The organism is Atlantibacter subterraneus (assembly GCF_007570865.1).
GTDB lineage: Bacteria > Pseudomonadota > Gammaproteobacteria > Enterobacterales > Enterobacteriaceae > Atlantibacter > Atlantibacter subterraneus.
Window position 1 is genome coordinate 126,376 of record NZ_VLPS01000004.1, and the last position, 16,807, is coordinate 143,182.

The following is a 16,807-nucleotide window of genomic DNA, read 5'->3' on the forward strand; positions in this document are numbered from 1 at the left end:
GAGTCCCCCGGCGCTGTCTCAGAATTTGATAATATCGTCCCGCCGCAGCAGGTCTAATATTTGCGCAATCAAATTTGTTACTAATTGTTCACCATCTAAATGGATTTCAGGGCGATCCGGGGCTTCATATACCGCGTCGATACCGGTGAAATTGCGCAACTCGCCAGCGCGGGCTTTCTTATACAATCCCTTGGGATCGCGCGCTTCACAGACCTCCAGAGGAGTGTCGACAAACACTTCGATAAAGCGCCCTTCCCCGACCCGCTCGCGCACCATGGCGCGTTCTGCCCGGTGCGGAGAGATAAACGCCGTCAATACTACCAGCCCGGCATCCACCATCAGGTTAGCCACTTCTCCCACGCGGCGAATATTTTCTTTGCGATCGGCATCGCTAAAGCCCAGGTCGCTACACAAACCGTGGCGCACATTATCGCCGTCAAGAAGATAAGTGCTGACGCCGCGCTCGTGCAGCGCCGTCTCCAGCGCCCCCGCGAGCGTGGATTTACCCGAGCCCGAAAGCCCGGTGAACCATAGCACCACGCCCCGGTGCCCGTGCAGCTGCTCACGGGCCTGCTGGGTCACCAGATGCGAATGCCAGACGACATTTTCATCATGGGCGGCCATTACTTGCCTCCCAGCAAATCGCGCGCGCCCCAGTGCGGGAAGTGACGGCGCACCAGCGCGTTCAGTTCCAGCTCGAATGCGCTGTAAGCAGAAGGCTCCTGGAAGACGTCTACCTGCGGTTCAAGCACCATGCCTGCGCCCACGGTGACGTTGGACAGCCGATCGATAAAGATCAGGCCGCCGGTGACCGGGTTATGCTGGTAGGGATCCAACACCAGCGGCTCGTCAAACGTCAAATCCACCAGCCCGATCCCGTTCAGCGGCAGGGTTTCCACCACGCGCTGGGTCAGGTTGTTGATATCTACCTGAAACTGAATATTGTCGACCCGGGCACGGGTCTTTTTCCCGGCGACTTTGATGTCGTAGCTCTGGCCCGGCGTCAGCGGCTGTTCTGCCATCCAGACCACGTCAACTTTCGCGGCCTGCACGGTAGCCAGACTTTCACCAGCGTCCAGCAATACATCGCCACGGCTGATGTCGATTTCATCTTTCAGCACCAGCGTAATAGCTTCACCTGCCGCCGCCTCTTTCAGATCGCCGTCAAACGTCACGATACGCGCAACGGTGGATTCCACGCCAGACGGCAGCACTTTAATACGCTGGCCGACTTTTACCACGCCGGATGCCACGGTCCCGGCATAGCCGCGGAAATCGAGATTTGGGCGGTTTACGTACTGAACCGGGAAGCGGAATGACTGCTGCTCTACGTCCTTACGGATCTCGACGGTTTCCAGCACTTCCAACAGCGTTGGGCCGCTGTACCACGGCATTTTATCGCTCTGGCTGGCGACGTTATCGCCTTCCAGCGCCGACAGCGGCACAAAACGGATATCCAGCGAGCCCGGCAACTGCCCGGCGAAAGTCAGATAATCCTGTTTGATCTGCTCAAAGGTCTGCTCGCTGAACTCAACCAGATCCATTTTGTTAACCGCGACCACCAGGTGCTTAATCCCCAGCAGCGTGGAGATAAAGCTGTGGCGGCGAGTCTGATCGAGTACGCCTTTACGGGCGTCGATCAGCAGGATCGCCAGATCGCAGGTGGACGCGCCGGTTGCCATGTTGCGGGTGTACTGCTCATGCCCCGGGGTGTCAGCGATAATAAATTTACGCTTCTCGGTGGAGAAATAGCGGTACGCCACATCGATAGTGATGCCCTGCTCGCGCTCGGCCTGCAGGCCATCCACCAGCAGCGCCAGATCCAGTTTCTCGCCCTGGGTACCGTGGCGTTTGCTGTCGTTATGCAGCGAAGAGAGCTGATCTTCGTAAATCTGACGGGTATCGTGCAGCAAGCGGCCAATCAGGGTGCTTTTCCCGTCATCAACGCTGCCGCAGGTTAAGAAGCGCAGCAGGCTTTTGTGCTGTTGGGCATGCAGGTAAGCCTCTACGCCACCCTCGTTAGCAATTTGTTGGGCAATCGTGGTGTTCATTAGCGGCTCCTTAGAAATAACCCTGACGTTTTTTAAGCTCCATGGAGCCTGACTGATCGCGGTCAATCACGCGGCCCTGCCGTTCGCTGGTGGTGGAAACCAGCATCTCTTCGATGATTTCCGGCAGCGTTTGCGCATCGGACTCCACCGCGCCGGTCAATGGCCAGCAGCCAAGAGTACGGAAGCGCACCATGCGTTTCTTGATCACTTCGCCAGGCTGAAGATCGATACGGTCGTCATCGATCATCATCAGCATGCCGTCGCGCTCCAGCACCGGGCGCTCTGCGGCCAGGTAGAGCGGCACGATCTCAATATTTTCCAGGTAGATGTACTGCCAGATATCCAGCTCGGTCCAGTTCGACAGCGGGAAGACGCGGATGCTTTCGCCCTTGTTAATCTGGCCATTGTAGTTGTGCCACAGCTCCGGACGCTGGTTTTTCGGGTCCCAGCGGTGGAAGCGATCGCGGAACGAATAAATACGCTCTTTGGCGCGGGATTTCTCTTCATCGCGGCGCGCGCCGCCAAAGGCCGCATCAAAACCGTATTTATTCAACGCCTGCTTCAGACCTTCGGTTTTCATGATGTCGGTATGCTTGGCGCTGCCGTGGACGAAGGGATTAATACCCATCGCCACGCCTTCCGGGTTTTTATGCACCAGCAGTTCGCAGCCATAGGCTTTAGCGGTACGGTCACGGAACTCGTACATCTCACGGAATTTCCAGCCGGTATCGACATGCAGCAGCGGGAACGGTAGCGTGCCCGGATAAAACGCTTTACGCGCCAGGTGTAGCATCACGCTGGAGTCTTTGCCGATGGAGTACATCATCACCGGATTCGCGAATTCTGCGGCAACTTCACGAATGATATGGATGCTTTCCGCCTCCAGTTGTCGCAGGTGAGTGAGTCGTTTTTGATCCATAACCTTTCCTTATAAGGCCTGACACCGCAGGCGTTGTATTACGGCCTGTCGCGCCAGTACCTAAGCCAAAGTCACTACGGAAGAGGAATCGCCCTCTGCCTGAGTGGTCGGTTGAAACCAGGCGAGTTGCTCATTGAGCGCCACGACTTCGCCAATCACCAGCAAAGCGGGCATCGGCGAGCGTTTCGCCAGGTCGTCGAGTTGTTGTAATGTGCCGGTCAGTACCTGCTGGTCTTTCCGGGAGCCGCGGCTGATGACCGCCACCGGCGTGTCGGCAGCACGGCCATGTTGAATAAGTTGTTCGCTAATTTGGGCGGCCTTCATGGTGCCCATGTAGATCGCCAGGGTTTGACGCCCCTGCGCCAGATGCGCCCAGTCAAACGGCTGGCTATCCGGCTTGTAGTGGCCGGTAACAAAGGTCACGCTCTGGGCGTGTTCACGATGGGTCAGCGGAATGCCCGCGTAAGCCGTCGCGCCAGCGGCGGCGGTGATCCCCGGTACCACCTGGAACGCAACGCCCGCCTGCTGTGCCGCCTGCAACTCTTCACCGCCGCGACCAAAAATAAACGGGTCGCCGCCTTTCAGGCGCACCACGGTTTTGCCTTCACGCGCGAAATCCACCAGCATCTGGTTGGTTTCATGCTGGGGAACCGCATGCTCTCCCGCGCGTTTACCCACGCAAATGCGATCGGCATCGCGGCGCACCAGTTCCAGCACCTCGTCGCTGACCAGGTGGTCATACAGCACCACATCCGCCTGCTGGAGCACCTGTAAACCGCGCAGCGTCAGCAGCCCGGCATCGCCTGGCCCCGCGCCCACCAGGATGATTTCCCCGCTTTGCGGCTGGGGGTTTTCTAGCGCGGCTTCCAGCGTTTTAATCGCCGCAGGCTCATTCCCCGCCGCCATCAGGCTGGCGAAGCGGCCGCGAAACGCCTGCTCCCAGAAACGCCGCCGCGCGTCGGTGGTGGTTAACGCGCCTTTAATCCGCTCGCGGAAGCTGCCCGCCACCGTGGCCATGCGTCCGAGACTTTGCGGCAACAGCGATTCCAGCTTTTCGCGCAGCAAACGCGCCAGCACCGGAGCATTGCCGCCGGAGGAGACCGCCACCACTAACGGCGAGCGATCGACAATCGAAGGGAAAATAAACGAGCACAGCGGCTGATCGTCCACCACGTTGACCAGCCGATGACGCGCGTTAGCCGCGTCAAACACCCGGCGATTCAGTTCGCGGTTATTGGTGGCGGCGATAACCAGAAAAACGCTGTCGAGCTGCTGCTCGTCAAACTCTGCGGCCAGCCATTCGACATGACCGGCATCAACGTCCCGTTGCAGTTCAGCCGCCAGTTTTTTGGCAACCACGTGCAGCACTGCGCCAGCCCGGCGCAGTAGGCTAATTTTACGCACCGCAATGTCGCCGCCACCGACGACTAATACCGGGCGCGCTTTCAGGTCTGCAAACAGGGGAAGATAGTCCACTCGCTGGCTCACTCAACATCAGAATCCAGAAGCGACTATAGGGGGCGCCTTAAAACGAATGAAATTACCAATTGGCATGAGTAGTTCCACAAAGGAATAAGCCGCTGGCAAAGCAAAGTTCAAAAAGTGCTTAAGGCGTGATTTTTCGGGGGTTTCAGAGCAAATGAAATTGTGTAACGCACGTCACAGTTTCATACTAGGCAAAAAAATTTTTCCTCGTTTTCATGATTAAGGATTATCTATGTTTCCCGCATTGCGCCGTGGCGTGATCGATTGTGCAATCGGTCTGGCGCTCAGTGTTGGTGCTCTTTTCCCAGCGTTTGCCCAGGTCTCAGCCCCCGGCGAAACCGCAAGCGCGCAGGCTCGCCATATCGCCACCTATTTTCCCGGCCGTATGACCGGCACGCCAGCAGAAATGCTTTCCGCCGATTACATCCGCCAGCAGTTCGCCCAGTGGGGATATCAAAGCGACATCCGCACTTTTAATACCCGCTACGTTTTTACCCGCGCCAATAAGCTAACCAACTGGCAGAACGTCACCGGATCAAGCGTTATTGCCGCCCATGAAGGCAAGTTGCCGCAGCAAATCATCATCATGGCGCATCTCGATACCTACGCGCCGCAAAGCGATGCGGATATCGACACCAATCTGGGCGGGCTGACGTTACAGGGCATCGACGATAACGCTGCCGGGCTTGGTGTAATGCTGGAGCTGGCGGAAAAACTCAAAGACACGCCGACCCAGTATGGCATTCGCTTTATCGCCACCAGCGCCGAAGAAGAGGGTAAGCTGGGCGCAGAAAATATCCTCAAGCGGATGAGCGACCAGGAGCGCAAAAACACCTTGCTGGTGATCAATCTGGATAATTTGATTGTCGGGGATAAGCTCTACTTTAACAGCGGGCGATCCACGCCAACGGCAGTACGTAAGCTGACCCGCGACCGGGCGCTGGCTATCGCGCGCAATAATCATATCGCCGCCAGTACCAATCCCGGTCTTAACGCACGTTATCCAAAAGGCACAGGCTGCTGCAATGATGCAGAGGTTTTTGATAAAGCCGGTATTCCGGTGTTATCCGTGGAAGCGACCAACTGGTCGTTAGGCCATAAAGACGGGTATCAGCAACGGGCGAAAAGCGTGCAGTTTCCGGCGGGCACCAGTTGGCACAATGCCCAACTGGATAACCAGCAGTATATCGATCGCGCCCTGCCGGGAAGAATTGAAAAACGCAGCCGCGAGGTGATGCGGATTATGCTGCCGCTGGTGAAAGAGCTGGCGAAAGCAGGCAAAGCGTAAAAATGGGTGCGTGAGGCCAAACCTTCACAATTCGATACGCGGGGTTACCCCCGCGTTTCAGCTACTTCTTCGGTTCGTAAGCGAGAACAGCGCTGAATTCCATACCACGCTCTTTAATGCGCAGCTCGCAAAGCGAGTCGCGCACCATTAGTGTGAACCCCAGCGCCGTGATACACAGCGCAATGATTGCCACAAGGGCGTACTTTGACAGCATGTCTTGCCTCCAGATAAAGAAGAGACTACCATCCAAATTGCTGGTTTGGTTGTTAGCCTCAGGTTGATAGAAATATCTCCTGGGGCTTTTAACTATCTGAACCCTGCAAATGCTCAAAGCCAGACAGCCTCAAGCACCCGCCGCAATTCTATTCCCGATCTCGTCTTTGTCTGTGTTTGTCGCTCCGTTACGGAAGACGGCTCGCAAGATAAAAAAATGCCCCCGGCATGATGGCGGAGGCATTGAATAGATTCCGAATATTAACCTTCGTGCAGGCCACATTCGCGCTTCAGGCCGAAGAAGCGGGTTTCTTCTTCCGCCATTCCCGGCTCCCATTTGCGGGTGGTGTGAGTATCTCCCACCGACAGATAGCCCTGATCCCACAGCGGATGGTATTTCAGCCCGTGCTTTTGCAGATACTGGTACACCGTCCGGTTATCCCAGTCGATAATCGGCAGCACTTTGAAGATGCCCCGGCTGATCGCCAGCACCGGCAAGTTCGCACGGCTGCCGGACTGCTCGCGACGCAGGCCGGCAAACCAGGTTTTGGCGTTCAGTTCGCTTAACGCCCGGTTCATCGGCTCCACTTTGTTGATGTCATTGTATTTCTCAATGCCCTCAACGCCCTGCTCCCACAGTTTGCCATAGCGCGCTTCCTGCCAGGCCGGGCTTTGTTCCGCGCGGTACACCTTCAGGTTCAGCTTCAGCTTGTCGGTCAGCTCGTCGATAAACTGATAGGTTTCCGGGAACAGATAGCCGGTATCCGTCAGGATCACCGGAATATCCGGGCGCTGTTGGCTAATTAAATGCAGGCTCACCGCCGCCTGGATACCAAAGCTGGATGACAGCACTATCTCGCCCGGCAGGTTTTCCAGCGACCAGGCGACACGCTCCTCGGCGCTCAGCTTCTCAAGCTGAGCGTTGGTTTCCGCCAGCGCCAGAATCCGATCCACTTTCGGTAATTCATTTAGCGTCTGTAGATCCAGAATGGACATAATCACCTCTTCTGTTGGAGTTATTCCCAGAAATCACGCGCCGGATCGAGGACCGGACGGATGATGCCGGTACGCACGGTGAAATCGCCAAACCCTTCACCGTCTTCACGCTCTGTTGACCAACGGCCAATCAGCTCGTCCAGCAACGCCAGAATTTCCGGCTCGGTGATGTTTTCTTTATACATGCGCGGAATACGCGTGCCGATACGGTTACCGCCCAGGTGCAGGTTATAACGACCCGGCGCTTTACCGACCAGACCGACTTCTGCCAGCATCGCGCGGCCACAGCCGTTGGGGCAACCGGTCACACGCAACACGATATGTTCTTCGCCGACGCCGTGCTTTTCCAGTACCGCTTCAACTTTATCCGTAAAAGACGGCAGGAAACGCTCGGCTTCCGCCATGGCCAGCGGACAGGTCGGGAACGACACGCAGGCCATAGAATTTTCACGCTGCGGCGTTACCGCATCCATTAGCCCATGATTGCGCGCCAGCTTCTCGATCTTCGCTTTCTGGCTTTCCGGCACCCCGGCGATAATCAGGTTCTGGTTGGCGGTAATGCGGAATTCGCCTTTATGGATCTTCGCGATCTCCAGCAGGCCAGTTTTCAGCGGGCGGCCAGGATAATCCAGGATACGGCCATTTTCGATAAACAGCGTCAGATGCCATTTATTGTCGATGCCCTTCACCCAACCGATGCGATCGCCGCGACCGGTAAATTCATACGGGCGGATCGGTTCAAATTTGATACCTGCGCGACGCTCCACTTCCTCTTTAAAGGTGTCAAGGCCGACGCGTTCCAGGGTGTATTTGGTTTTGGCGTTCTTACGATCGGTGCGGTTGCCCCAGTCGCGCTGCGTGGTGACAACGGCTTCCGCCACCGCCAGCGTGTACTCAATCGGCAGATAACCAAACTCGCTCGCGGTGCGCGCATAGGTTTTCTTGTTACCGTGCTCAATGGACAGGCCGCCGCCCACCAGCAGGTTAAAGCCCACCAGCTTGCCGTTTTCGGCAATCGCCACGAAGTTCATGTCGTTGGCGTGCAGATCGATATCGTTCTGCGGCGGGATCACCACCGTGGTTTTGAACTTACGCGGCAGATAAGTCTGGCCGAGGATCGGTTCTTCGTCAGTAGTTGCCACTTTCTCCTGATCGAGCCAGATCTCCGCATAAGCGCGGGTACGCGGCAGCAGATGTTCGGAGATCTTCTTCGCCCACTCATACGCTTCAGCGTGCAGTTCGGATTCGTACGGGTTGGAAGTACACAGCACGTTACGGTTCATGTCGTTGGCGGTCGCCAGCGCGTCCAGCCCCACCGAGTGCAGCATCTGGTGCACCGGCTTAACGTTCTTCTTCAGAATGCCGTGGAACTGGAAGGTCTGGCGGTTGGTCAGACGAATGCTGCCGTAAATCGTGTTGTCATGGGCGAACTTGTCGATCGCCTGCCACTGTTTGGTGGTGATGATCCCGCCCGGCAGGCGGCAGCGCAGCAGCATCGCGTGACGCGGCTCCAGCTTTTGCGCGGCGCGCTCGGCGCGGATATCGCGATCGTCCTGCTGATACATGCCGTGAAAGCGGATCAGCAGAAAGTTGTCGCCTTTGAAACCGCCGGTCAGGCCGTCGTTTAAATCTTCGGCAATGGTGCCGCGCAGGTAGTTGCTCTCTACCTTCATGCGCTCGGCGTCAGACAGTTTGCCTTCGACCACCAGTGGGCCAGGGTGTTTTTCGCTCATTAGTAGACATCTCGCTGATAACGGCGCTCAACGCGCAGCTCACTTAAATATTCATCCGCCGCTTCGGTATCCATGCCACCAAATTCGGCAATCACGTCCAGTAACGTCCGCTCAACGTCTTTCGCCATTCGGTTGGCGTCGCCGCAGACATAAATATGGGCACCATCATTGATCCAGCGCCACAGTTCCGCGCCCTGTTCGCGCAGTTTGTCTTGTACGTAAATTTTTTGTTTTTGATCCCGTGACCAGGCCAGATCGATACGAGTCAGCAGGCCTTCTTTGACGTAGCTCTGCCACTCCACCTGATAAAGAAAATCTTCGGTGAAATGCGGGTTACCAAAGAACAGCCAGTTTTTACCGCCTGCCCCTTCGGCAGCGCGCTGCTGCATAAAGGCGCGGAACGGCGCAATGCCGGTGCCTGGGCCAATCATAATCACCGGCGTGTCCGGGTTAGCGGGCAGACGAAAGTTATCGTTATGCTCGATAAACACGCGGATTTCGCCATCTTCTTCCACACGATCCGCCAGGAAGCTGGATGCGCCGCCAGCGCGTGCGCGGCCTTCAACGTCGTAACGCACTACGCCAACGGTGATATGCACTTCGTTTTCCGTTTCCGCCTGGGAAGAGGCGATAGAGTACAGGCGCGGCGTCAGCGGACGCAGCAGGCCGATCAGCTGCGCGGCATCCAGCTGCGCCGGAGCAAAACGCACCATATCGACAATCGGCGTGATACCGGCGTAATGCTGTAATTTGTTTTTATCGCCAATCAGATCCTGCAGGGTTTCGGCGCGGGTCAGCGTGGCGTAATTCTCAACGATATTGGCAGTGTTAACCGTCAGCTCGAAATGCCACAGCAGCGCTTCGCGCAGCGACAGCGTTTTACCGTCGAGCTCAACGGGTTCGTCCCCTTTCAGCCACAGCAGGCCCACCAGCTCATCGACCAGCGCGGGATCGTTCTGATACCACACGCCTAACGCATCGCCCGGCTGGTAGCGCAGCCCGGAATCGCCTAAATCGATTTCCAGATGACGCACGTCTTTCTCAGAGTCACGCCCGGTGATTTTCTGGTTTACCGCCAGGCTGGCAGTCAGCGGCGCTTCTTTGGTGTACGGCGTGCTGGTCACATCGTTAACCGCGCCAGACGCGGTTTGCGGCACAGCGCCCGTCGCGGCAGGCGCTCGGGATTTCAGCACCTCGATGATGCGCTCGCGCCACGCCTGTGCGGCTGGCTGAAATTCAACGTCGGTATCTACGCGATCGAGCAAACGCTCTGCGCCCAGCGCCGCCAGTTTGCTGTCGAAGTCTTTACCGGACTGGCAGAAAAACTCATAGGAACTGTCGCCCAGCCCGAACACGGCAAACGCGGTGTTATCCAGCTTCGGCGCTTTTTTCGAGAACAGGAACTTGTGCAAGGCGACCGCTTCTTCCGGCGGTTCGCCTTCGCCCTGGGTGGACGTCACGACGATCAGCAATTTTTCCTGGGCGATTTGCTTAAATTTATAGTCGCCCGCGTTCACCAGCGTCACGTTCAGCTTCGCGGCCAGCAAGTCGTCGCGCAGCGCTTCCGCCACGCGGCGCGCGTTGCCGGTTTGCGACGCGGAGATCAGGGTAATGGCCGCCGCTTCCGGCGCGCTCTGCACGACCGCGCCCGGCGCTGCGCCCTGTTGATTAATCACGCCCCAGAAATAGCCGGAAACCCATGCCAGCTGTGTGGGGGAAAAGTCCGTAGTGGCCGCCTGAAGGCGCGCCAGTTGTTCCGGGCTCAGCGGGAGCAAAGCGTTCGGAGGGGCCTGAGTCGTCATGCGTCGTAATGTCCAGTATTAAAGCTGTCTTCGTTATAAAAACAGAACAGAATGTAAGGTTACCGGGCGACATGATATCTATTAAATAAGCGGTTGAAATATCAAATAACCAAAATGACTAACCGTTTTTACAGGTACGTATTAGCGATAAAACAGGTTAATTAACATTTTGATTTTTAATAGTATTTCAAAGAGTAAATGACAAAATCCGCGCATCGCCGCAGGATGCCGGTTTTAGTTAATGCTAAAAAAAGTGGTTTCCTGTACCCTACGGCGGTTTTTTTGCACCAGGATCCCGTCATGCCAACCACAATTTTTAAAGAATTCATCTTCGAAGCCGCCCACCGTTTACCCCATGTGCCGGAAGGGCATAAATGCGGTCGTCTGCATGGCCACTCATTTTTGGTACGTCTGGAAATTACCGGGGAAGTCGATCCCCATACCGGCTGGATTGTGGATTTCGCTGATTTAAAAGCGGCGTTTAAACCGATCTACGATCGGCTGGATCACTATTATCTGAATGATATCCCAGGCCTGGAAAACCCCACCAGCGAAGTGCTGGCGCGCTGGATTTGGCAGCAGATGAAGCCGAAAATGCCGTTGCTGAGCGCAGTGATGATTAAAGAAACCTGCACGGCAGGCTGCGTTTATCGCGGCGAGTAAGTGCTTCGCCCGAACGTTATCAGAAACGTTCGGGCGCAAAGCTATATCAGGCAATATTCAAATACTTGTGGGTCTGCATTGAGAACCGCCAGTTGCGGGCGATGCAGGTTTCAATACACAGGCGCGTAGCGTCTTCTTTCTGGCTGATAGGCTGAAGCGCAATCACGCGCTGTTTCTGGTCGTTGAGCGTCGCCAGCAACTCATCCAGCGCTTCAATATCGCGCATCCGTCCGACCGGATGTTTAATTTCATCGGCCCGTTCCAGCGCCTGATGCAGCACGTCATATCCACCACGCATATTCACTTTCGGCGAGACCGTCACCCAGGTGGTGGCGACAGCGCGGATTTCATGGGTGCCGCTGGTTTCAATCTGGCAGCTAAAACCGCTTTTCTCCAGCAGATGGGTGAGCGGGATGAGGTCGTGAATACAGGGCTCGCCGCCGGTGATCACTACATGGCGCGCGGTCCAGCCCTGGCGTTCAATGACCGCCAGCAGCTCTTCCGGGCTGGCTGCCCCCCATTTATCGCTCTCTTTGGTTTTGGCAAGGATGCTGTAAAGCGACACTTCCCGATCGGCAAGCTTGTCCCAGGTGTGTTTGGTGTCGCACCAGGCACAGCCTACCGGGCATCCCTGTAAGCGAATAAAAATGGCAGGAACGCCGGTGAAATAACCCTCGCCTTGCAGGGTCTGGAACATCTCGTTTATCGGGTACTGCATCGTCGGCTCTTCGTTGGTGGTAAACCACTAGTATCGCATATTCCCGCCACTGGCGCTTGCGCAGTTCCTGCCCGGAAGGCTTGTCAGGGCGGTAAATCCGCCCGTTGCTAATGTAAAAGCACATTGTGTGACACACTCTGGCATCACATATGCAACAAAAATTCTTATTTCACCATTTTTTGCGGTTCATCACCTTTTAAAACTTACCCTGCTAATTAAATTGGTATAACACATTCAGCCGAGTAATATCCAATCTCACCTACATATCATACCAATTATAAATTTTAACAAGGAAACTGGATGAACACTTTCGTTGAAGCCATGCCGGTCATCTGGGTAGCACTTGGCGTCGTGGTACTGCTGATACTCAATATGAAGTTTAAAATCAATGGGATGCTGGCGTTGCTGCTGGCGGCAATCTTCGTGGGTTTTTGCGAAGGGTTACCGCTGGAAGCTATCGGCAAGTCTATTGAGACGGGGATAGGAAGTACCCTTGGGCACCTGGCGCTGATTATTCTGTTCGGCGCTATCCTCGGGAAATTGATGGTGGATTCGGGCGCTGCACAGCGGGTCTCTTCAACGCTGCTACAGCGCTTCGGGCCGAAAAAAGTACAGTGGGCGATTATGGTTATCGGGCTAATTTTTGGCCTCGCCATGTTCTATGAAGTGGCCTTCCTGATCCTTGCGCCGCTGGTGATCAGTATCGCCCGGGAAGCAAAAATTCCGTTCCTGAAACTCGGCATCACCATGGTCGCGGCGGCAACCACCGCCCACAGCCTGTTCCCGCCTCAACCGGGTCCAACCGCGCTGGTGGCGGCGTTCCATGCGGATATGGGGATGGTCTATATCTATGGCGTGATTGTGGCGATCCCGACGGTAATTTGTTCCGGGATTATTTTGCCGAAGCTGTTGGGTAACCTGGACCGCCCGATCCCACAACTGCTCGAATCGCAGAAAGTATTTCGCGATGATGAGATGCCCTCATTCGCCGTCAGTTTGCTGGTTCCGCTGATCCCGGCAATTATCATCACCGGCGTTACGCTTATCAAGCTGGTGGTCCCGGCGAATCCGCACATTACGTCGCTGCTGAACTTCATCGGCAGCGCGCAAATCAGTATGCTGATCGCTGTGCTGGTGGCGCTCTATGCCTTCGGTACCGCGCGTGGCAAATCGATGACCGAAGTGATGCTCTCGTATTCCACCGCGATCGAAAAAGTCGCGCTGGTGGTGTTTATCATCGGTGCGGGCGGCGCGTTTAAGCAGATCATTATGGATACCGGCGTGGGTGACTACATTGCCGATATGATGCGTACCTCATCGGTATCGCCGCTGATCATGGCGTGGTTTATCACCGTACTGCTACGTCTGGCGACCGGTGCGGGCACCGTTTCGGCAATCACGGCAGCCGGGATTGTCGGGCCGATGATTACTACGTTTAACGTTGATCCCGCGTTGATGGTGCTGGCGACCGCATCCGGGAGTAACACCCTGACCCACGTCAACGATGCCGCTTTCTGGCTGTTTAAGGAATATTTCGGCCTGTCGATTAAAGACACGTTTAAGACATGGGGCTTACTGGAACTGACTAACTCAGTGGTGGGCTTGTTGATAGTACTACTGCTGGATTTGATCATCTAAGCGGGTATAAAACAAAAAGCCGGGCATCGCTGCCCGGCTTTTTTACGGCAAGTACAGACGATTACGCCTGGCCTTTCACTTCTTTCAGACCGTTGAACGGTGCGCGGTCACCCAGTGCTTCTTCGATACGAATCAGCTGGTTGTACTTAGCAACACGGTCAGAACGGCTCATAGAACCGGTTTTGATCTGGCCAGCAGCGGTACCTACTGCCAGGTCGGCAATAGTCGCGTCTTCAGTTTCGCCAGAACGGTGAGAGATAACGGCAGTGTAGCCTGCATCTTTCGCCATCTTGATTGCAGCCAGAGTTTCGGTCAGAGAACCGATCTGGTTGAATTTGATCAGGATGGAGTTAGCGATGCCTTTCTCGATGCCTTCTTTCAGGATCTTGGTATTGGTTACGAACAGGTCGTCACCAACCAGCTGGATTTTGTCGCCCAGTACTTTAGTCTGGTAAGCGAAGCCATCCCAGTCAGACTCGTCCAGACCATCTTCGATGGACACGATCGGGTACTGTTTGGTCAGCTCTTCCAGGAAGTGGGTGAATTCTTCAGAGGTGAACGCTTTGTTGCCTTCGCCAGCCAGAACGTATTTGCCGTCTTTGTAGAATTCAGATGCTGCGCAGTCCATCGCAAGGGTAACGTCTTTACCCAGCTCGTAGCCAGCTGCTTTTACCGCTTCAGCGATAACAGCCAGCGCTTCGGCGTTAGAACCCAGGTTCGGCGCGTAGCCGCCTTCGTCGCCCACAGCGGTGTTCATGCCTTTAGACTTCAGCACTTTCGCCAGGTTGTGGAACACTTCAGAACCGATGCGTACCGCTTCTTTCAGGGTTTTCGCGCCAACCGGTTGAATCATAAATTCCTGGATATCAACGTTGTTGTCAGCGTGCTCGCCACCGTTGATGATGTTCATCATCGGCAACGGCATAGAGAATTTGCCCGGGGTGCCGTTCAGTTCAGCGATGTGCTCGTACAGCGGCATGCCTTTAGCAGCAGCGGCAGCTTTAGCGGCAGCCAGAGAAACAGCCAGAATTGCGTTAGCACCGAAGTTAGATTTGTTGTCAGTACCATCCAGCTCGATCATGATTTTGTCGAGGCCAGCCTGGTCTTTCGCGTCTTTACCCAGCAGAGCCTGAGCAATCGGGCCGTTAACCGCGCCAACAGCTTTGGTTACGCCTTTGCCCATGAAGCGGGATTTGTCGCCATCGCGCAGTTCCAGCGCTTCGCGGGAACCAGTAGAAGCTCCTGACGGCGCAGCTGCCATACCGACAAAACCGCCTTCCAGGTGAACTTCAGCTTCAACAGTCGGGTTACCACGGGAGTCGATGATTTCACGACCGATGATTTTAACGATTTTGGACATTAGATTTTCCTCTAGTCACAAGTTAACTAAAACTCCAGACAAACAGTGCACCGTATGTGGGTGCACTGCCGTACTAACTCGTTTTACTTCGCCTGACGCTTCTGATACTCAGTTGCGGCCTTCACGAAGCCTGCAAACAGTGGGTGTCCATCACGCGGCGTGGAGGTGAATTCCGGGTGGAACTGACACGCCACAAACCACGGGTGATTCGGCACTTCGATGATTTCGACCAGTTGATCATCGCCAGAACGACCCGCAACACGCAGACCCGCTGCTTCAATTTGTTTCAGTAACAGGTTGTTGACTTCATAACGGTGACGGTGACGTTCAACGATGGTCGGCGCGCCGTACAGCTTGCGAACCAGGCTCTCATCATCTAACTGGCACTGCTGTGCGCCCAGGCGCATGGTGCCGCCGAGGTCGCTCTTCTCAGAACGTACTTCGACATTGCCGTCTTCATCACGCCATTCCGTGATAAGCGCCACGACAGGGTACTTACAGTCTGGCACAAATTCGGTTGAGTTGGCGTTGTCCATATTCGCCACATTACGGGCAAATTCAATCAATGCAACCTGCATCCCCAGGCAAATGCCCAGGTAAGGAATATTGTTTTCACGCGCATAACGCGCAGTGGCGATTTTGCCTTCCACGCCGCGATAGCCGAAGCCGCCAGGGATCAGGATCGCGTCCAGTCCTTTCAGCACTTCGTCGCCGCGGGTTTCAACATCCTGCGAATCGATCAGCTTGATGTTGACCGTGGTGCGGTTTTTCAGCCCGCCGTGTTTCAGCGCTTCGATCACCGATTTGTAGGCGTCCGGCAATTCAATGTATTTGCCGACCATACCGATGGTCACTTCGCCAGCCGGATTGGCTTCTTCGTAAATCACCTGCTCCCATTCTGCCAGATTTGCCTCGGGGCAATTCAAGCTGAATCGTTTACAAATATAATCGTCCAGCCCCTGGGATTTCAACAGGCCCGGAATTTTATAGATGGAATCGACATCTTTCAGAGAAATAACCGCTTTTTCAGGAACGTTACAGAATAAAGCAATTTTGGCGCGTTCATTAGCAGGGACTGCGCGATCGGAACGGCAAATCAGGATATCTGGCTGAATACCGATGGAGAGCAGCTCTTTTACAGAGTGCTGTGTCGGTTTGGTTTTGACTTCACCGGCTGCGGCCATATACGGCACCAGGGTCAGGTGCATATACATGGTGTGCTCGCGGCCCACTTCCACCGCCATCTGGCGAATCGCTTCAAGGAACGGCAGGGATTCGATATCGCCGACGGTGCCGCCGATTTCTACCAGCACCACGTCATGGCCTTCGCCGCCTTCCAGAATGCGTTCTTTAATGGCGTTGGTGATGTGCGGAATAACCTGCACGGTCGCGCCCAGATAGTCGCCGCGACGTTCTTTACGCAGAACCTCGGAGTAGATGCGACCGGTAGTGAAGTTGTTGCGACGCGTCATACGCGTGCGGATAAAACGCTCGTAGTGGCCGAGGTCTAAATCGGTTTCAGCGCCGTCTTCAGTTACGAACACTTCCCCGTGTTGAATGGGGCTCATGGTGCCCGGATCGACGTTGATATACGGATCCAGTTTCATGATAGTTACGTTGAGGCCACGGGCTTCAAGAATGGCTGCGAGGGAGGCTGCGGCAATGCCTTTACCCAGAGAGGAAACGACCCCGCCGGTCACAAAAATATAGTTCGTTGTCATGCTGAACCTGAGAAGTTAGGTTTAAAGACGGTGGAATACCAGGACGGGAAAGTAGTATACCTGAACAGGACGGGGGTCACAAACTTTCATTCTCAGCAATCAACGCCACACCTCGCTTAATAAAGCCGGGAGAAAATAGCCCGTCTGGCGGAAATGTTTTTGACGTAAATCAAGCACTTGTCAGTTACGTTTTGCAACAACAAGCGCTTGATCGCAAAAA

The 16,807-nt window shown here is 55.3% G+C and carries 14 protein-coding genes; 3 read left to right on the forward strand and 11 right to left on the reverse strand.

The window, feature by feature from the left end:
- Positions 1 to 18: 18 nt before the first annotated feature.
- From cysC to cysG, 4 genes are read right to left on the reverse strand one after another with little or no spacing between them, the layout of a single operon-like run.
- Positions 19 to 624: an adenylyl-sulfate kinase gene (gene cysC, locus FND52_RS09670; protein ID WP_125295614.1), complete on the reverse strand. Its 606-nt coding sequence runs from the start codon at positions 622 to 624 to the stop codon at positions 19 to 21.
- Entirely contained in the window at positions 624 to 2,051 is a 1,428-nt protein-coding gene (cysN, locus tag FND52_RS09675) for a sulfate adenylyltransferase subunit CysN (RefSeq protein WP_144130642.1), read from the reverse strand. The genes cysC and cysN overlap by 1 nt, the downstream gene beginning before the upstream one ends.
- Before the next feature lie 10 nt (positions 2,052 to 2,061).
- On the reverse strand, positions 2,062 to 2,970 hold the full coding sequence (cysD, locus tag FND52_RS09680; protein ID WP_144130643.1) for a sulfate adenylyltransferase subunit CysD: 909 nt from the start codon (positions 2,968 to 2,970) through the stop codon (positions 2,062 to 2,064).
- 60 nt (positions 2,971 to 3,030) lie between these two features.
- A complete protein-coding gene (gene cysG, locus FND52_RS09685) occupies positions 3,031 to 4,446 on the reverse strand; it encodes a siroheme synthase CysG (RefSeq protein ID WP_144130674.1) in 1,416 nt (471 codons plus the stop codon).
- 241 nt (positions 4,447 to 4,687) lie between these two features.
- On the opposite strand from cysG, the gene FND52_RS09690 reads away from it, so the two are divergent.
- A complete protein-coding gene (locus FND52_RS09690) occupies positions 4,688 to 5,743 on the forward strand; it encodes an aminopeptidase (RefSeq protein ID WP_144130644.1) in 1,056 nt (351 codons plus the stop codon).
- 61 nt (positions 5,744 to 5,804) lie between these two features.
- Here the strand turns inward: FND52_RS09690 and FND52_RS09695 are convergent, their stop codons facing one another.
- The 4 genes from FND52_RS09695 to cysJ all read right to left on the reverse strand — a co-directional run bounded on the left by FND52_RS09695 (position 5,805) and on the right by cysJ (position 10,487).
- Entirely contained in the window at positions 5,805 to 5,957 is a 153-nt protein-coding gene (locus tag FND52_RS09695) for a Hok/Gef family protein (RefSeq protein WP_144130645.1), read from the reverse strand.
- A 260-nt stretch (positions 5,958 to 6,217) separates the two neighbouring features.
- Positions 6,218 to 6,952, reverse strand: coding sequence for a phosphoadenosine phosphosulfate reductase (gene cysH, locus FND52_RS09700; RefSeq protein ID WP_144130646.1), 735 nt, complete (start codon positions 6,950 to 6,952; stop codon positions 6,218 to 6,220).
- Between the two features lie 20 nt (positions 6,953 to 6,972).
- Positions 6,973 to 8,685 carry an assimilatory sulfite reductase (NADPH) hemoprotein subunit gene (gene cysI, locus FND52_RS09705; protein WP_144130647.1) on the reverse strand — a complete coding sequence of 571 codons (1,713 nt, stop codon included), beginning with the start codon at positions 8,683 to 8,685 and terminating at the stop codon, positions 6,973 to 6,975.
- Entirely contained in the window at positions 8,685 to 10,487 is a 1,803-nt protein-coding gene (gene cysJ / locus FND52_RS09710; protein ID WP_144130648.1) for an NADPH-dependent assimilatory sulfite reductase flavoprotein subunit, read from the reverse strand. Before cysJ ends, cysI begins: the two co-directional genes overlap by 1 nt.
- A gap of 300 nt (positions 10,488 to 10,787) precedes the next feature.
- Between cysJ and queD the strand changes: the two genes are divergently transcribed.
- On the forward strand, positions 10,788 to 11,150 hold the full coding sequence (gene queD / locus FND52_RS09715; RefSeq protein ID WP_125295606.1) for a 6-carboxytetrahydropterin synthase QueD: 363 nt from the start codon (positions 10,788 to 10,790) through the stop codon (positions 11,148 to 11,150).
- A gap of 46 nt (positions 11,151 to 11,196) precedes the next feature.
- On the opposite strand, the gene queE is transcribed toward queD, so the two are convergent.
- Positions 11,197 to 11,868: a 7-carboxy-7-deazaguanine synthase QueE gene (gene queE / locus FND52_RS09720; protein ID WP_125295605.1), complete on the reverse strand. Its 672-nt coding sequence runs from the start codon at positions 11,866 to 11,868 to the stop codon at positions 11,197 to 11,199.
- A 300-nt stretch (positions 11,869 to 12,168) separates the two neighbouring features.
- On the opposite strand from queE, the gene FND52_RS09725 reads away from it, so the two are divergent.
- Positions 12,169 to 13,506 carry a gluconate:H+ symporter gene (locus FND52_RS09725; RefSeq protein ID WP_144130649.1) on the forward strand — a complete coding sequence of 446 codons (1,338 nt, stop codon included), beginning with the start codon at positions 12,169 to 12,171 and terminating at the stop codon, positions 13,504 to 13,506.
- A 61-nt stretch (positions 13,507 to 13,567) separates the two neighbouring features.
- On the opposite strand, the gene eno is transcribed toward FND52_RS09725, so the two are convergent.
- Together eno and pyrG are read right to left on the reverse strand one after the other, a co-directional pair.
- Positions 13,568 to 14,866, reverse strand: coding sequence for a phosphopyruvate hydratase (gene eno, locus FND52_RS09730; protein ID WP_125295603.1), 1,299 nt, complete (start codon positions 14,864 to 14,866; stop codon positions 13,568 to 13,570).
- A gap of 83 nt (positions 14,867 to 14,949) precedes the next feature.
- The gene (gene pyrG, locus FND52_RS09735) at positions 14,950 to 16,587 is read right to left on the reverse strand and encodes a glutamine hydrolyzing CTP synthase (protein WP_125295602.1); all 1,638 of its coding nucleotides are present in this window, start codon (positions 16,585 to 16,587) and stop codon (positions 14,950 to 14,952) included.
- Positions 16,588 to 16,807 lie beyond the last annotated feature (220 nt).